This window comes from Virgisporangium aliadipatigenens (assembly GCF_016863615.1).
GTDB lineage: Bacteria > Actinomycetota > Actinomycetes > Mycobacteriales > Micromonosporaceae > Virgisporangium > Virgisporangium aliadipatigenens.
Genome location: NZ_BOPF01000001.1, coordinates 93,076 through 109,285, shown reverse-complemented (window position 1 = coordinate 109,285; position 16,210 = coordinate 93,076). Strand labels below are relative to the sequence as shown.

Below are 16,210 nucleotides of genomic sequence, written 5' to 3'. Positions count from 1 at the left end.
GGCGGGGGTCAGAGCTCTGCGGTGCCGGCGACCAGGGCGAGGCGCACCCGGTTGGGGCTGTCGGTCTTGGCCATCAGCGCGGTGATGTGGGTCTTCACCGTCGTGATGCCGATGTGCAGGCGTTCGGCGATCTCCGCGTTGGTGAACCCCTCGCCGACCAGGCGCAGCACGTCGCGTTCCCGGGCGGTCAGGCCGCGCACCGGCGCCGGCGTCACCTCACGGGCCTGCACCGCGCGGCGCACCAGCCGCTGCAGCACCGCCTGGCTGAACGGGCTCTCGCCGGCAGCCGCCTTCCGGATGCCGTCGAGCAACTCCGTCGGGGCGGCGTCCTTGAGCAGGAAGCCGCACGCGCCGGCCGTCAACGCCGGGTACAGGTGATCGTCGTCCCCGAACGTCGTCAGCACCAGCACCCGGGTCGACGGCCGCTGCGCGAGGATCCGCCCGGTGGCGCTGATCCCGTCGACGCCCGGCATGTTCAGGTCCATCACCACCACGTCGGGGTGCACCTGTTCGGCCAGCCGCTCCGCCTCGCGGCCGTTCTCGGCCTCGCCGACGACCTCCATGTCGGGCGCGGAGTCGCACAGCATCCGCAGGCCGGCGCGCACCAGGTGCTGGTCGTCCGCCAGCAGAATTCTGATCATGACTCTGAGCCCGGCGGGTGCAGCACCGTCTTGACGCGCCAGCCGGTCGCGTGCGGGCCGGCGTCGAGGCGGCCGCCGAGGACCTCCACGCGTTCGCGCATGCCGGTGATGCCGTGGCCGCCGCCGACCGGCTTCGCCGTGGATGCCGTGCCCGTGCCGCCGTCGTCCTGGACCTCCCAGTGCAGCGCGTCGGCGTCGAGGGTCACGCGCAGGCGGACGTTCGCCTGCGCACCGGCGTGCTTGGCCACGTTGGTCAGCGCCTCCTGGGTCAACCGCAGCACGGCCATGCCGCGCACCGCGTCGAGGGTACCGACCTCCGGGGCGATGTCGGCGTCGACGACGATGCCGGTGCCGCGGGCCCGTTCGACGGCGGCGCCGAGCGCGGCCGGCAGCGAACCGGGCTCGATCGCGGTCAGCGCGGCGTCCTTGCGCGGCCCGTCGGGGTTGCGCAGCACGGCCACCAGCCGGCGCAGGTCGGCGAGGGCGGCGGTGCCGGTCCCGTGCACGTCGTCGAAGACCTCGGTGACCCGCGGGTCGACGTCGGGCAGCACGTGTCGGGCCACGCCGACGCGCAGCACCATCGAGGCGACGTGGTGGGCGACGACGTCGTGGAGTTCGCGGGCGACGGTGCTGCGCTCGTCGGCCCGGGTGGCGCGGCTCTCCGACTCCAGGCGGCGGCGCTCCTCCTCGACCTGTTCGCGGGCGCGGCGGGCCAGCTCGCGGGAGTTGCGGATGTTGAGGCCGAACAGGATCGGCAGGGCGACGATCGGCGCGATGCCCATGAGCGAACCGGCGATCTCCAGCGGGGAGTCGCCGATCACGTCGACCACGTAGGCGGCGAAGACGGTGAGCCCGCCGGCCGTGACGTGCCACGGGCGGCGGGCCCGCATCGCCAGTTCCAGGAGGGCCCAGGTGGAACCGACCCGGCTGATCGTCGGGTCGATGTCGGCCACGTGCGACAGGAGGAGCAGGAAGCTCTGCACCAGCGAACCGGCGAACGGCATCCGGTAGGTGATCAGCGCGCCGGCGAAGGCGACGCCACCCACGGCCCACTCCCGCCAGCCGGGCGCGTGGGTCAGCGGGTGCAGCGTCAGGTACGCGACGCCGCTGAGGTCGAGGAGCAGGAGCCGCAGCCACGCGTACCGTTCCTCGAAGAACCTGCTCCCCCAGCTCACGTGTGCACTCTAGGCCAGCGCCGACATATGCCCAGGTACAACAGCAGGCCCAACGGGGCGAGCATGATCACCAGTACCAGCAGCGGCGAGACGATCCACCACGGGACGTTCCGCTCGCGGGCGTCGAGCCAGATCCAGCGCCCGACGAACAGGTCGAACGCGATCACGTGCGCCCACACCGCCGCGGCACCGGTCGCACCGGCGAACAGTTCGCGGATGCCGGGCAGCGACGGATTTGCCACCGCCGGCAGGATGTCGCCGACGGCCGGCAGCACCAGCACCGCGTAGACGAGCACCGGCGGCAGCACGATCAGCGGCGAGCGGACGATCCTGGCGGTCCACGCCCACCCGGGCAGCACGATCATCAGTGCCCAGAACGGCGCGGCCACCAGGAACGTCAGTTCGAACAGAAACTCGGTCACCGGGGGACCCCCGCGAGCGACGGGGTGCACGCCCGGCGGGAAGCGGCGGTGAGGGTGACGGCCACGCCGCCCACCACGGCCGCCGCCAGCGCCGTGAAGCCCAGCGCGGTCGCCGCGTCCGGCCGCAGCAGCGGCTGCCCGCGCAGCGCCTGCACGCTCAGCAGCACCGTCAGCACCATGTACCCGGCCCCGCCGATGCGCACCAGCGCCAGCCGGGCGGCGTCGTCCAGGACCGGGAACCGCCGCGCCAGCAGCGTCAGCGCCAGGGCCAGCAGCGGCAACGCCTGCAGCGCGTGCAGCCCCACGAAGTGGCCGATCCGCAGGTCCCCGCCGATCGTGCTCCAGCCCACGACGGGCAGTCCGGGACCGCCGTCGGCGGTGCCGACCGCGTGCGCGCCGCCGAGGCCGACCATGCCGGGGCGCGGGATCGTCATCGGGATGGCCGCGAGCATGCCGAGCAGCGAACCGGCCAGCCCGAGCCGCACGCCGGACGACGCGGCCCGGTCCCCGAGGGTCTGCCGCGCCAGTATCACGGCGATCGCCAGGTGCGCGAACCACAGGATCATGATCGAGGCGCCCATGACCCTGAACAGCATGGCGTCCAGCGGCGTACCTTCGTTGAAGTGGCTCGCCCGGCCGCGCAGCACCTGCCCCACGATGATCACCATCTCGACGACGAACGCGGCGACGATGACCACGACGGCCCGGTCGGCCCAGCGACTGCGGCGCGGGAGCAGGGACAGCATCCACGCCAGCGTCACCGAGTAGATCGCGATCGACACGGCGAACTTCCACGACTTGAGCCAGATCGGCGCGCCCAGCAGGATGCGGGAGTCGGCGAAGATCGCCACCGTGGCGACGATCGACAGCAGGGCCATCGCCGCGGCGAGGACCATCAGCGGGCGGTTCCACGTGGCCGCCCGGCGCAACGGGGTAGTCATGCCGACAGCCTCTGATCGCGAACGATCGAAATCGCCCGACCGCGGGCCGGTCCGGTGGCCGCCGGTACGGCCCGCCCCTCCTACCGTGGTAGGAGAAACCCTAGGGGAACGCGGCGGGGATGCGTTCGATCAGCCCGCCCGCGAACACGTCGCGCAGCCCGAGCGGTTTCAGGTGCACGTATCCGATGTGGCAGTCGCAGGTGGCGTTGACGCAGGTGCGCGGCTTCAGGCCGGCCCGCCAACTGCCGTCGTAGAGATTGCCGATCGGCTCGTCGATGAAATGGCAGCGGCGCACGGTCCCGTCGCCGCGCACCGAAATGGCGTCCTCCCCGGCGAAACAGGGCCGCCCGAGGGAAATGTGCGGCCGCACGCTGTGACCGAAGAGCGGGTCGATCGCCGTCCACTCCCTCTCCTCGGCCGGCGAATAGGTGTGCCCGTCGGCGGCGTTGATCCACACATAGACGTCCTTCGGCAGCGCCGCGCGCAGGGCCCGGGCGTCCGCCAGCTGCGCCGGCAGGCCCACCACCCCGACGGAATAACGGACGCCGGAATCCGACAGCTCGCCGCAGCGGGCGAGAAAGCGTTCCATCGAGATCTGGGTGGGATGGAAGGTGGTCCAGAGCGCGACGCGGGTGCGGTCGGCGGCGGCCAGCCAACCGACGCGGGCGGCGAGGTTGGTCTGGATGGCGACCCGGTCCAGGTGCGGGAGGTGGGACATCCGGACGATCGCGTCGCGGTACCAGCGGCGCGTCAGTCCCTCGCCCCACGGCGTGAAGAGAATGCGCATGGGGATGCGGTTTTCCTCGACCCAATCGACAAAACGAGATAGTGCCGCCCGGTCCGCGCGCAGCAGCGCGGGCGGGTCACGGCGTTTCGCGAATGGGCAGTAGGCGCAGTCGTAATTGCAACTCGCGAGCGGGCCGCGATACAAAATCGTCAATACTTCAATTGCTTCGTGTCGCGCGTCCGCCGGGGGCGCGACCGCAGTTCCCAGCCGCACCGCTTCGCTGCCACGTCCGCGGACAGTCATCGGGGCGCGTTCTCCGCCATGGCGTGGCGGACCGCGTCCGAGACGAGCCAGGGGCCGATCGCGTCGGAGTGGGCCAGCCCTTGCGGGGTGAGCCGCGTGCCGTCGCCGGTGGCCCAGCCGCGCTCCACCAGTTCGGGAAGCGCCGGCGGATCCTCCCGGAACCGCCTCCGGTACGCGTCGGCGTCCACGCCCTCCGCGCGGAGCAACGACTTCAGGAGCCAGCGGCGGCGCTGCTCACCGGCGTCCAGCGCGAACCCGTACTCGGCGAACGCGAACTCCTCCGGCCGGCGGTTCAGATAGTCGTCGAGCACACCGCGCACCTCCCGCACACTCACCGCGTAGTCGAACGAGTAGTGCAGGGCCCGCGTGTACGAACGGGCACCGCAGCCGAGTCCCACCATCCCGTCGTCCTGACAGGAGTACTCGTCCTCGGCGTCCGGCACACCGGCCAGGCGGAACTGCCGCATCGAGCGCTGTTCGTAGCCGGCGTCGGTCAACGTCTCCACCGCCTGCCAATACAGCGTCAGGCGCTGGGTGTCCCAGTCCGCCGGGGTGTGCGCGCGGCGGCCCAGTCCGGTCAACGGGCGCACGTACAGCGGGTACAGGTACAGCTCCTCGGGGCGCCACTTCAGGGCGGCGTCGAGGCTCTCCGCCCAGGTGTCCGGCGTCTGGCCGTCGATGCCGTAGATCAGGTCGACGTTGAGGATCGGGAAGTCGTGTGCCCGAACGGCCGAAAGCGCCGCCTCGACCTCGGTGCGGCGCTGCGGGCGACCCGCCGCACGGGCCTCGACGTCGAGGAAGCTCTGCACGCCCATGCTCACCCGCGTGGTGCCGTGCGCGGCGAGGACGGCCAGCCGGTCCGGGGTGGCCGTCGCCGGTGACGTCTCCACGGAGAGCGGAACCCCGGCCACGCCCGCGATCCCGAACAGCTCCTCCAGCTCGGCCGCGGTGAGATAGGTGGGCGTGCCGCCGCCGAACGCCGCGCGCGCGTACCGGGCGCCGTCGCCGAGCGCATCGGTCACCCGTGCCGCCTGACTGCGCAGCTGCGCCAGGTACGCACTCACCTGCGCGGCCGGCGGGCGGGCCCGCGTGAAGAGGTTGCAGAACCCGCAGCGCATCTCGCAGAACGGCACGTGCACGTACAGGAACAGCGCGTCCGTCGGTTCGTCGCGCCACACGTCACGCAGCGCGGGGCGCGGCACCAGCGGCCGGTACGCGCTCTTGTGCGGATACGCGTACAGGTATCCGGCGTAGGGCGTGCCGTCGAGAATGTTCATGCGGGCACCACGAAGTCGGCGTACGGCACGGTCCAGACGACCTCGTGCCCGACGCGGTGCCCCTCGTGCCCGTCCTCGCCGTAGGCGGTGCCGTGGTCGGAGCAGACGATGACGAGGACCGGCCGTCCTCTGTGGACGGTCGCGAGGAGCCGATCGAACCGGCTGTCGACGTACTCCAGCGCGGCGGCGTGACTGTCCACCGTGTCCTGCGGGGCGTCCGGCAGGTAGTGGCGGTTGGGCTGGTGCAGCGCGGCGACGTTCAGGAACGTGAAGAGCGGCCGCTGCCCCGGCACCCGCGCGACGACCTCGGCCAGGCGGTCGAGCTGGGCGTCCAGACAGTCCGGTGCCGTCACCCCGAACGCCGGCTCCCAGTGCGCCTCCGCGAAGAGGCCCGGCAGGACGGAGCCGAGCGCGCCCCGGCCGTTGAAGAAGCCGACGCCGCCGACGCACACGGTGTGGTACCCGGCCTCGGCGAGCGCGGTGGGCAGGTCGGCGGCCGCGAAGACCCAGGTGTCCTCGCCCGACGTCGCGCTGCCGGGGAAGGCCGCCGCGTAACGGCGCTGGTGCGGGCCAGGTGCGACCGGCGTCGGCAGGAAGCCGGCGAAGAACGCGTGATGGGCCGCGTAGGTGAAGCTGGCCGGGGTGTGGCGGCGTTCCCAGCGCAGCACGCGGGCGAACGCCGGGGTGCGCCCGCGCTCCCACAGGTCGACGGCAACGTCGTAGCGCAGCGTGTCGAGGGTGACGAACAGCAGGTCGTGGCTCGGGATCAGGCGGCGCATGCCATCGCGCTCCGCTCGGCGAAGGCCCGGTACCGGCCGGTGGCCAGCGCGTGCAACTCCTCGGTGTAGGTGTCCCGCCCGTCGGCGAGCAGGCCCGGCAGCAGGTCCCCGAACGCGTTTACCTCGGCGACCGCGTGCGCCCGCCAGTCCACCGAGAACATCAGGTCCACGCCGACGTGCAGGCTGCGCGGGAAGCACGCGGCGACCCGTTCGCAGGTCTGCATGGCCGCCGCCCAACCGGCCGGGCCGGTGGCGTGCCTGACGGCGTCGAGATCGCCGCGGGCGTTGCCGAGGTGCAGGTTGGTCATCGGGCCGGGTCCGGTGCGCACCACGGCGTGGGTCGCGCGGCCGGCGATCACGACGACGCGCAGGTCGAGCACGCCGGTGTCGAGCCCCGCCTTGGGGAACCAGCGTTCGACGTGCAACCCGTCCGGCGCCAGCCGGTCCACTATGGAGGCGACGTCGGCCTCCCGGGTGTACCGCCGCACCCGCAGCGAGTTGAACATCGCACCACCGGCCGTCTCGACCGGCGTGACGGCGGCGATCCGGGTCCCGGTGACCTGCAACGCGACGACCCCGGCCGCCGACGACCCGTACGCCGGCTTGACGAACACCCGCGACCAGCCGGCGTCGCGCATGGCGGCCCGCAGCGCCGGATAACCGTCCACCGTGGACGGAAGCGCCGCCGGGACGGGAACGCCCGCCGCCCGCAGCACCGCGTGGCAGCGCCGCTTGTCGCACAGCACCGCGATGTCGTCGGCCGGATTGAGCACGGTCCCGGCCGCGGCCTCCAGCGCCCGCGCGGCGCGCACCAGCCCGCGGTACGCGGCGGCCGTCCCGATAAGCTCCCCGTGTCTCGCCGGCGTCGCGGCGCCGCGCAGCAACCGGTCGACCTCAGGGTCCTCGCCGGGCGAGTCGATGCGCAGGAGCGCACCGCGCGCGGGCCGGGCGCCGGCGAGCACGTCCCGCCAGGGCAGCACCTCGGGCGCGGGCAGCCGGCGCCGCCGCGCCGCCGCCAGGAACAGGGTCACCCGCCGGTTGTCCGGGTTGCCCACGACGGTGAGGTCCACGTTCACTCCGTCACGGCGGGGTAGCGGTACTCCTCGCCGTCACCGTCGTCGTCGGGCTCCTGCTGCTCGGACACGTCGACCCGCACGCCCGGCAGCGCGCGGACGAGCTGCGCCGCGGCCGCGTCGGAGAGGTAGTGGTGGTGCAGGTCCAACTCCTCCAGGTGCTCCAGCGGCTGCCCGGCGAGCAGCACCTGTGCCCCCTTGTCCCCGAGCGTGCCGAGCGACAGGTCGAGCCGGGTCAGCCGCTGAACGACCGGCGCCACGGCCAGCGCGCCGGCGAGGCGGTCCGCGTGCTCGGCGTTGCGCAGCCCCAGCGAGCGCAGCCCGCGGAACTTCTCCCCGGACAGCAGCGGCGCGAGGTCGTCCACGGTGACGTCGCCGCCGTAGTCGTCGACGCCGAGCCACAGTTCGAGGTCGGTGAGGGCGGGGAGGCGGCTGCGCAGGACGGCGCCGACCACGTCCCGGGACAGTCCCCCGCTCTCGAACGCCAGCGACCGCAGCCGCGCGTGCGTCACCGGCCGGAACTCCAGCTCCTCGCCGCAGCCGCGCACGCGCAGCACCTCAAGGTCGGGGTAGGCGTCGAGCAGGAGACTGACGTCGCCCACCTTCATCCAGGAGACCTCGCACTCCTCGCTGGTCATGTCGCCGAGGAAGAGCGCCGTCAGCCGGTGCAGGCGGGGCGCCACCCGGCACAGCTGCGGGATCGGCGCCGGGTTGAACGCCGCGTACCCCCACGCGCCGATCACCAGCGCCTCGACGCGCGGCCCGACCGCGTCCACGAACGCCTCGAAGCCGTCCCGGAACCCGTCGGAGAAGCGGTCGTTGTCGTCGAAGTCCCAGAACGAGTAGCGCCAGGCGACCGGACCGTCCACAGTGGGCGGTCGCTCGCCCGGCCGGTACTCCACGACGGGCAGCCCCGCGAACTCCGTCGCATGCCGGTGAAAAGTCATGGTGCGCTCTATTCCGATACGGCCGTGTAGCGGCGGTCTTTGCGTTCGTACAGCCCCGGCCGGATGAACTCGGACAGGTCCACCTCGACGCCGGGCAGCGCCGCGACCAGTCGGGCCCGCGCCTCCGGCGTGATCCAGTGGTGGTGCAGGTCGAGCCGCTGCAGGTGGGCGAGCTTCGCCCGGCCGGCGATGAGCGCCTCGGCGCCCGTGTCGCCGAGCGTGCCCAGCGACAGGTCCAGCACGTCCAGCTGGGCGGTGATCGGGGCGTCCACCGCGGCGGCCGCCAGCGCGTCGCTGACCGGCGAGTTGCACAGCCCGAGGTTTTCCAACGCCGGCAGCAGCCCGCCCTCGAGCACCCCGGCCAGGTCGTCGACCTCGGTGTCGCCCCCGTACTCGGGCACACCGAGCCACAGCTCCAGGTGGCGCAGCGCGGGCAGGTCGCAGTCGCCGAGCGCGCGGACGGTCTCCGACGGCAGGCCGCCCGACTCGAACGCCAGCTCGGTCAGCGCGGGGTGCGCCACGGGCGACAGCAGCACCGAACCGCGCACCCGCAGCGCCTCCAGCGCAGGGAACGCGGCGAACAGCGGCGTGATGTCGTCGTGCTCGATCCAGGAGATCTCCGACTCCTCCGGCGTCAGGTCGGCGAGGAACAGCGCGCGCAGCCCGGTGAGCCGCGGCGCCACGTCGAGCAGCGCCTCGAGCGGGAACGCGTTGCCGTCCGCGAAGCCCCACGTGCCCAGCACCAGGGAGCGCACCGCGTCGCCGCCCCGCTCGGCCAGCGCGGCCAGCTTCCCCTCGAACCCACCGACCGGGGCCGGATAGCCGGCCTCCTCGACCCGCCAGGCGAACGCCGACGGCTCCCCGAGCTCCTCGTCGTCCGGCGCGAAGACCCGCACCGGCAGGCCGCCGAAGCTCTCGCAGTGCCTGTACACCCTGACCGCCACGCGGGCGCCCCCCGTCTCGCTCGTTCGGACGCCGGCACGCTAGCAGCCCCCTCGGACATTTTTCTCAGGACGCGTGCCCGAACGGGAGGAAAACCGGATCAGGACAAACCGAATCGCCACCAATCAACGTCTATATATATGCACCGACGTAGAAGTCGTAGACAGGAGAGGCGATGGGTCTGAGACGAAGGATCACCGCGGGAGCCGCCGTCGGCACGCTCGTCACGGCGCTGGCCGTCGTGCCGCAGCAGGCGTTCGCCGCGCCCGGGTCGGCGCTGGAAGAGGCCGCCTCCACCGGAGACACGCGCAGCGTAACCCTGATCACCGGCGACCGGGTGCGGTTCACCGGCACCGACCGGTTCGGCATCCAGCGCGCCAAGGGTCGGGAGAAGGTGCCGTTCAGCGTGCGGCGGGTGGACGGGCACCTGCACGTCGTGCCGGCCGACGCAATGCCGATGATCCGCGCGGGCAAGCTCGACGCGCGGCTCTTCGACGTGACCTCCCTGGTCGAGTGGGGCTACGACGACCGGCGTCCCGACGTGCCGCTCATCGTCACCGGCGCCGGCCAGGGCAACTCCGGAGTGGCGGCCGCGCGCGCGGGCGTTCCCGCGAAGATGAAGGTGACCCGGGAACTGCCCGGGGCGCGCGGGGCGGCCGTGAGCGCCGACCGGGCCGCGCTCGCCGACACGTGGAACACGATCAAGGCGGCCGGGACCCGTGCGGAGGCCCCGACCTTCCGGATCGACGCACTGCTCCACCCCACGCTCGACGTGAGCGTGCCGCTGACCGGCGCGCCGACGGCGTGGGCGGCCGGGTTCACCGGCACCGGCGTCACCGTCGCGGTCGTCGACAGCGGCATCGACGGCAACCACCCCGACCTCGCCGGCAAGGTGGTCGCGGCGCAGGACTTCACCGGCGCGGAGGACCTGCGCGACGTCGTCGGCCACGGCACGCACGTGGCGTCCACGATCGCCGGCACCGGTGCCGCCTCCGGCGGCAAGTACAAGGGCGTGGCACCCGGGGCGAACCTGGTCAACGCCAAGGTCTGCCTGCCGTTCGGTTGCCCCGAGTCGGCGATCGTCGCCGGCATGCAGTGGGCCGTCGCCGAGCAGCACGCCAAGGTCGTCAACATGAGCCTCGGCGGCGGCGACACCCCGGGCACCGACCCGCTCGAGCAGGCCGTCGCCGACCTCACGGAACAGTACGGCGCGCTGTTCGTCATCGCCGCCGGCAACGCCGGCAGCGAGCGCAGCATCGGCTCGCCCGGCAGCGCCGACGCGGCGTTGACCGTGGGCGCCGTCGACAAGCAGGGCAAGCTGGCGCCGTTCTCCAGTCGCGGTCCGCGCACCGGCGACAGCGCCGTCAAGCCCGACATCACCGCCCCCGGCGTGGGGATCGTGGCCGCGCGCAGTGGCGACAGTTCCGGTTCGGGCTCCTATGTCTCCTTCTCGGGAACGTCCATGGCCACCCCGCACGTCGCCGGTGGCGCCGCGATCCTGGCCCAGCAGCGGCCCGACCTGAAAGCCGCCGGCCTCAAGTCGACCCTGATGGCGGCCGCCCGACCCGACCCCGCGGTGAGCGTCTACGCCCAGGGCGCCGGCATGCTCGACCTGGCGCGCACCATCGACCAGCGGGTCACCGCCACGCCGCCGAGCGCCAGCTTCGGCCGGGCGCTGTGGCCGCACGGCGACGACACCCCGGTCACGCGCACCGTCACGCTCGCCAACGGCGGCAGCACCGCGGTCACGCTCGACCTGGCCGTGCAGGCGACCAGCGGCGCGGGCGTCTTCACCGCCGACCGCTCCAGCGTCACCATCCCGGCCGGCGGCACGGCGCCGGTCACGCTCACCGCCGACACCCGGGCGAACGTGCCCGACGGGCTGCACGGCGGCTTCCTCGTGGCCAGTTCCGGCGGCGCCGTGGTGACCCGGGTGCCGTTCGGGGTGGAGAAGGAGGTCGAGAGCTACGACGTCACGGTCAGGACGATCAGCCGCGCCGGCGGTGTGCCGGAGGACTCGTTCACGCTGCTGATCGGCCTCGACGCGCCGGTGGTCGTCGACGCGTACGACCCCGACGGGACCGCCGAGACACGGGTGCCCAAGGGGCGTTACTCGGTCTTCTCGCAGATCCTCGACGAGGCCGACAGCGAGAACCCGAAGATCTCGTTCGTGGTGCAGACGGTGCTCGACGTGAGCGCCGCCCGCACGGTCACGCTCGACGCACGGGCCGCCAAGCCGGTGAAGGTGCCGGCGCCCGAGGCCGGCGCGAAGGAGTTCCACGTGCTGGCCGTCGCCGGGCTCGACGATCCCGAGACGGGATTCGCGCTCGGGGCGGCGACGGCGACGTTCGACAGCCTCTACCTGGGGGCCGCGGGCGGCAACCCCTCCCTCGACCACTTCGTGACGAAGGTGTCGGTGCAGTTCGGCAAACCCGCCGCGGACGGCTCCTTCGCCGACAGCCCGTACCAGTACAACGGCGCCTGGGCGGTGCGCGGGAAGTTCCCCGTCGGCCTGTCCCGCACGCTGCGCCAGCGCGACCTCGCCAAGGTCAAGGTCGACTACCGGGCCTCGATGACCGGCACGCCGGTCTCCACCCGGGGCGTCTACGCGGCCGTGCCGGACCTGCCGTTCGGCGGGTCGGCGTTCCCGGAGTTCCACCCGCCGGTGGTGCGCACCGAGTACTTCGGCGGTGACCCGGACGTCACCTGGAGCACCGACATGGACGAGTACGACGGCGCCGAGGCCTACACGCTCATCGTGTCCGACACGCTCACCTACCGGCCCGGCCGCACCTACTCCGAGGTGTGGAACCAGCCGGTCTCCGGCCCGATGGTCGGCAAGGAGGGCTTCTACGTCGCCCGGCTCGGCAACGAACTCCTCGTCAGCGTGCCGATGGTCGCCGACGGTTCGGGGCACTACGGTTCGGGCACCGCGTCGCAGATGCGCGTGGCGCTGTACAAGGACGGCGTGCTCATCGGCGAGTCCACCCAGACCGACTCGATGATCTTCGACGTGCCGGCCGAACCGGGCCGCTACCGCGCCGAGGTCACCGACGTGCGGGGCGCACCGTACAAGTACTCGACGACCACGAGCGGCGTGTGGGAGTTCACCTCCGGCTTCGTCTCCGACGAGGTGATCACGCCGCTGGCCGTGTCGACGATCGGCTTCTCGCCGGCGGTCGACGGGTCCGGTGCGGCGCCGGCGGGACGGCCGTTCGTCCTCCCGGTGAACGTGCGCGCCCAGGCCGACTCGGGCGCCGGCAAGGCGAAGTCGCTCACGGTCGAGGCCTCCTACGACAGCGGCAAGACGTGGAAGGCGGCGCCGGTGTTCCGGGTGCCGGGCGGCGGCTGGATCGCGATCCTGTCCCACCCGGCCGCACCGGGAACGGTGTCCCTGCGCGCCAGGTCCACCGACACGGCCGGCAACACGGTCAGTGAAACGGTGCTCGACGCGTACGCGATCAAGTAGGTGAGCGCTGCGGCGGGTGTTCGGCCGTCCGGCTACTCGGGCCCGAACACCTGCCGCAGGTCACCCTCGCCGTCGCCGACGATCGCCCAGAACCGCCGGCTCACCTCGATCGCCTCCTCCTTCGTGCGCACGTCGAGCAGCGCGAAGGAGACGATCGTCTCGGGGGACGTGGTGTAGGGCCCGTGCGCGTAGGCGACCGCGCCGCCGCGGGCCGTCATGTGCGTACCGGTCATCCCCAGCCCACCCGTCGCGACGAGAACGCCCGCCCGGCTCAGTTCGTCCACGAAGCGGGCCATCTCGGCGTACAGGCGCGCGTCGGGGGCGGGGCCGCCGCCGTTCATCGTCATCAGGAACCGCATGCCGCCCATGGAAGCACGCGTGGGGTGCCGCTCCGGAAGCCCGCCGATGTCATTGACACGACCGCGCCGTACGGGTGTTCCCGCACCGAAGCGCACCCGGGCACCGGCGCCGCGTGATAGACCATGGCCGTGACCGGGCCCCTACCGTCCTCCGACACCTGGACCGTGCCGATGCAGGCCGGCCAGGGCTACGCCGCCGGTCAGCACATCACCCAGTACAACACCTGGATGTACACCGCGGCCGTGCGGGCGCCGCAGGACGTTCCGCCGCCCGAGGGCGCGCACAATCTGCCGCTGGCGTCGACCGAGTTCGTCGGGCGCGATCTCGATCAGCTGGACGCGTTGCTGGGCCGGACCCGTTCGGGGGTGGTGGGCCAGTCCGCCGCCCACAGCCAGGTCGCCGTCCACGGGCTGGGCGGCATCGGCAAGACCGAACTCGTCCTCCACTACGCACGCGACTATCGCCGGCGGTTCCCGCTGGTGTGGTGGATCAACGCCGACAATGCGGACAACATCTCAGAAGGACTCACCGGAATTACCACCCGACTACAGTGCGCCGTCGCGGCGACGCACGCCCAGCAGTGGGCGATCGGCTGGTTGCAAGCGCACCCCGGCTGGCTGCTGGTGCTGGACAACGTGGAGGAGGTCGCGCACATCTCGCCGCTGCTCAGCCAGGTGGCGGGACACGGCCACATCCTGGTGACCACGCGCCGCGACCCGTCCGCCGGTGAATGGGCTGCTCTCGGCATGGAGCCGCTCCGCCTGGCGCAGTTGGACCGAAAGGCCAGCGTGGACCTTCTGATCAGGCTCACCGGCAACGCCGACCGCAGCGGCGCGGACGCGGTGGCCGAGGAACTCGGCGACCTCCCGTTGGCACTGGAACAGGCCGCCACGTACATCACCCGCCGGCCCGGCATGGACTACCGCAGCTACCAGGTCGCCCTCGCCGAACGGTTCGGGAAGGTTTCCCGACACGGCGGGCGCGACGGGCGCACGACGCGAACCTTCGCCGAAGTGTGGCAGGTGACGATGGCAACGATCACCGAGCAGTCCCCGCTGGCGCGCCGCATTCTCGACGTGGTGGCGTGGCTCGGCCCCGAACGCCTCCCCCAGGACGTCCTGTACCCGCTCGCGGACGACCCCGACAGAGTCATCGACGCGATCGAACTGCTGGCCGCGCACAACATGGTCCGGCGGCGCGAGGACCACACGATCAGCACGCACCGTCTGGTCCAGGCGGTGACTCGCGATCTCCAACCCGCGACCACCGAATGGCCCGCCTTGGCAGTCAACCTTCTCGCGTCGGCGGCACCCACCCAATACCTGCGGGACGTCGACACCGACCGGCCACGCTGGAAGAGCTTCCTCCCGCACATCGACGCGTGCTGGAACGCGATGCCCGCGCAGCGCCGCAACCAGGCACTGCTCTTGCTCGTCCACAACGCCGCGTTGTACCGAATGAATCTGGAGCAGACCGGTGCCGAGGAGGCCGTGGCTCTGCTGGAAGAGGTCGCCGCCTGCTACGAGCGGTCACTGGGTCGCACACACCGCAGCACCATCAGGGCTCGGCGTCACCTCGGGGAGGCCCTGATTCGTATCCGGCGGTCGACGGAGGCCGCTGCACGACTGGAGGAAGTCGTCGCCGACTACCGGCGAACGTTCGGCGACGATCACTGGGAGACGCTGGTCAGCCGGCTTCACCTCGCCAAGACCTACCGCGCTTCGCACCAGGTCGGCACAGCCGTCGACCTCATAGAACGGGTTTTCGACGACTGCCGCCGGGCACTCGGCGACGAGCACCTGATCACGCTTTGGGCCGGCCGCGAGTTGGCCAGCGTCTATCGCACGGCCGGACGCGCGGCGGATGCACTCCGCTACCGTCGGGCTGCCGTCTCTCAGGTCCGAAAATGGTACGGCAAGGAGCACCTGGAGACTCTTCGTATCCGCCGCCGCCTCGCCGGTGATCATGTCGCGATGGGAAAGGTCGAGGAGGCCGTCCTCCAGTACAAACACGTTGTCGCCGATTGTCGGCGCGTCCTCGGGAAGGACCACCCGGAGACCCTGAAGGCGGTCGAGGAGTTGAAGGACGCCTCGTCACAGCGGTCGTGGTGGCGGCGGTGGATGGGGTGACGGGGCGGCCGTGCTCCCCCGCACCACCAGATGCGGCGTCGTGTCCTGGAAGTCGCTGACCGGCTCCCCACCGATGGCCGCCAGCAACCGCTGCGCCGCATGCGCCCCGTACGCCGGTATGTCCCGGCTGATCGCCGTGAGCGCCGGATGCACCAACCGGCACAGCGGCGAGTCGTCCCACGCCACGAGAGACACGTCCCGAGGCACGGACAGCCCGAGTTCCTGCGCCACACCCAATCCGGCCACGGCCATCACGTCGTTGTCGTACACCAGGGCGGTGGGCGGCGCGGCCGACGACAGCAGCGCACGCGTCACGGACGCGCTCGACTCACCGGTGTAGTCCGCGGCGACCAGCCGGAAGTCGGAGACCCCCGCGGAGGAACACGCCGCCGTGAAAGCTTCATCGCGGATCCGCGTGTGCAGGAGTTCGGGGAGGCCGGTGACGCGGGCGATGCGGGTGTGCCCCAGTCCCACCAGGTGGTCCACCACCTCCACCAGCGCGGCCGCGTCGTCGGACCAGACGCCCGCCATCCGGCCGGCGCCGCGCGGGTTTCCGATGACGATCGCGGGCAGGCCGAGATGTTCCAGGACCGGGACGCGGGGGTCGTCGACGCGCAGGTCGACGAGGATGACGCCGTCGACGCGGCGTTCGGCCCACCAGCGGTGGTACACCTCGATCTCGGCCTCGAGGGAGGCGACGACCTGCAGCGTGAGTCCGTAGGAGCGGGCCGACAGCGCGGTCTCGAACCCGGAGATGAGCTGCATGAAGAACGGTTCCACGCCGAGGATCCGGGCCGGGCGGCAGACCACGAGTCCGACCGCGTAGGCGCTCGCGCCGGAGAGCGCGCGGGCGGCCGTGTTGGGGCTCCAGCCGAGTTCGTCGGCGATGGCGCGGATGCGCCGCCGGGTCGCCTCGGAGACGCCGGCCTGTCCGTTGAGGGCGTACGAGACAGCCACCTTGGACACTCCGGCGCGGCGGGCGATGTCCGCGATGGTCGGCCGTTTCACAGGCATACCCTACCGGC

14 protein-coding genes are annotated in these 16,210 nt (G+C 72.2%); 2 read left to right on the top strand and 12 right to left on the bottom strand.

What is annotated here, in order from left to right:
* Positions 1 to 8: 8 nt before the first annotated feature.
* The 10 genes from Val02_RS00415 to Val02_RS00370 form a co-directional block, all read right to left on the bottom strand.
* On the bottom strand, positions 9 to 641 hold the full coding sequence (locus Val02_RS00415; protein WP_203896800.1) for a response regulator transcription factor: 633 nt from the start codon (positions 639 to 641) through the stop codon (positions 9 to 11).
* Positions 638 to 1,816 (bottom strand): sensor histidine kinase, encoded by a 1,179-nt coding sequence (locus Val02_RS00410; protein ID WP_203896799.1) that lies wholly within the window; start codon positions 1,814 to 1,816, stop codon positions 638 to 640. The genes Val02_RS00415 and Val02_RS00410 overlap by 4 nt, the downstream gene beginning before the upstream one ends.
* Entirely contained in the window at positions 1,813 to 2,238 is a 426-nt protein-coding gene (locus tag Val02_RS00405; protein WP_203896798.1) for an ABA4-like family protein, read from the bottom strand. The genes Val02_RS00410 and Val02_RS00405 overlap by 4 nt, the downstream gene beginning before the upstream one ends.
* Entirely contained in the window at positions 2,235 to 3,179 is a 945-nt protein-coding gene (locus tag Val02_RS00400; protein ID WP_203896797.1) for a hypothetical protein, read from the bottom strand. Before Val02_RS00400 ends, Val02_RS00405 begins: the two co-directional genes overlap by 4 nt.
* 100 nt (positions 3,180 to 3,279) lie before the next feature.
* Entirely contained in the window at positions 3,280 to 4,209 is a 930-nt protein-coding gene (locus Val02_RS00395; RefSeq protein ID WP_203896796.1) for an STM4011 family radical SAM protein, read from the bottom strand.
* Positions 4,206 to 5,486 (bottom strand): STM4012 family radical SAM protein, encoded by a 1,281-nt coding sequence (locus Val02_RS00390; RefSeq protein ID WP_203896795.1) that lies wholly within the window; start codon positions 5,484 to 5,486, stop codon positions 4,206 to 4,208. Before Val02_RS00390 ends, Val02_RS00395 begins: the two co-directional genes overlap by 4 nt.
* Positions 5,483 to 6,265: an STM4013/SEN3800 family hydrolase gene (locus Val02_RS00385; protein ID WP_203896794.1), complete on the bottom strand. Its 783-nt coding sequence runs from the start codon at positions 6,263 to 6,265 to the stop codon at positions 5,483 to 5,485. The genes Val02_RS00390 and Val02_RS00385 overlap by 4 nt, the downstream gene beginning before the upstream one ends.
* The gene (locus Val02_RS00380) at positions 6,253 to 7,335 is read right to left on the bottom strand and encodes an STM4014 family protein (protein WP_203896793.1); all 1,083 of its coding nucleotides are present in this window, start codon (positions 7,333 to 7,335) and stop codon (positions 6,253 to 6,255) included. The genes Val02_RS00385 and Val02_RS00380 overlap by 13 nt, the downstream gene beginning before the upstream one ends.
* A 2-nt stretch (positions 7,336 to 7,337) precedes the next feature.
* Positions 7,338 to 8,285, bottom strand: coding sequence for an STM4015 family protein (locus Val02_RS00375; protein ID WP_203896792.1), 948 nt, complete (start codon positions 8,283 to 8,285; stop codon positions 7,338 to 7,340).
* 8 nt (positions 8,286 to 8,293) lie between these two features.
* Positions 8,294 to 9,229: an STM4015 family protein gene (locus Val02_RS00370; protein WP_239151128.1), complete on the bottom strand. Its 936-nt coding sequence runs from the start codon at positions 9,227 to 9,229 to the stop codon at positions 8,294 to 8,296.
* Positions 9,230 to 9,402: 173 nt separating this feature from the next.
* Between Val02_RS00370 and Val02_RS00365 the strand changes: the two genes are divergently transcribed.
* Positions 9,403 to 12,696, top strand: coding sequence for a S8 family serine peptidase (locus Val02_RS00365; protein WP_203896791.1), 3,294 nt, complete (start codon positions 9,403 to 9,405; stop codon positions 12,694 to 12,696).
* Positions 12,697 to 12,728: 32 nt separating this feature from the next.
* Here the strand turns inward: Val02_RS00365 and Val02_RS00360 are convergent, their stop codons facing one another.
* Positions 12,729 to 13,055 carry a YciI family protein gene (locus tag Val02_RS00360; protein WP_203896790.1) on the bottom strand — a complete coding sequence of 109 codons (327 nt, stop codon included), beginning with the start codon at positions 13,053 to 13,055 and terminating at the stop codon, positions 12,729 to 12,731.
* A 171-nt stretch (positions 13,056 to 13,226) separates the two neighbouring features.
* Here Val02_RS00360 and fxsT point away from each other — a divergent pair, with 171 nt between their 5' ends.
* Complete coding sequence (gene fxsT / locus Val02_RS00355; RefSeq protein WP_239151142.1) at positions 13,227 to 15,185, top strand: FxSxx-COOH system tetratricopeptide repeat protein; 1,959 nt, start codon at positions 13,227 to 13,229, stop codon at positions 15,183 to 15,185.
* Here the strand turns inward: fxsT and Val02_RS00350 are convergent.
* Positions 15,150 to 16,199 (bottom strand): LacI family DNA-binding transcriptional regulator, encoded by a 1,050-nt coding sequence (locus tag Val02_RS00350; protein WP_203896788.1) that lies wholly within the window; start codon positions 16,197 to 16,199, stop codon positions 15,150 to 15,152. The genes fxsT and Val02_RS00350 overlap by 36 nt on opposite strands.
* Positions 16,200 to 16,210: the final 11 nt, after the last annotated feature.

Bases quoted from the DNA above. Each gene is read 5' to 3' on its own strand.
- Val02_RS00385 (WP_203896794.1), bottom strand. From the start codon at position 6,265: ATGCGCCGCCTGATCCCGAGCCACGACCTGCTGTTCGTCACCCTCGAC.
- Val02_RS00365 (WP_203896791.1), top strand. From the start codon at position 9,403: ATGGGTCTGAGACGAAGGATCACCGCGGGAGCCGCCGTCGGCACGCTC.
- Val02_RS00390 (WP_203896795.1), bottom strand. From the start codon at position 5,486: ATGAACATTCTCGACGGCACGCCCTACGCCGGATACCTGTACGCGTAT.
- Val02_RS00360 (WP_203896790.1), bottom strand. From the start codon at position 13,055: ATGCGGTTCCTGATGACGATGAACGGCGGCGGCCCCGCCCCCGACGCG.
- fxsT (WP_239151142.1), top strand. From the start codon at position 13,227: ATGCAGGCCGGCCAGGGCTACGCCGCCGGTCAGCACATCACCCAGTAC.
- Val02_RS00395 (WP_203896796.1), bottom strand. From the start codon at position 4,209: ATGACTGTCCGCGGACGTGGCAGCGAAGCGGTGCGGCTGGGAACTGCG.
- Val02_RS00400 (WP_203896797.1), bottom strand. From the start codon at position 3,179: ATGACTACCCCGTTGCGCCGGGCGGCCACGTGGAACCGCCCGCTGATG.
- Val02_RS00415 (WP_203896800.1), bottom strand. From the start codon at position 641: ATGATCAGAATTCTGCTGGCGGACGACCAGCACCTGGTGCGCGCCGGC.
- Val02_RS00375 (WP_203896792.1), bottom strand. From the start codon at position 8,285: ATGACTTTTCACCGGCATGCGACGGAGTTCGCGGGGCTGCCCGTCGTG.
- Val02_RS00350 (WP_203896788.1), bottom strand. From the start codon at position 16,199: ATGCCTGTGAAACGGCCGACCATCGCGGACATCGCCCGCCGCGCCGGA.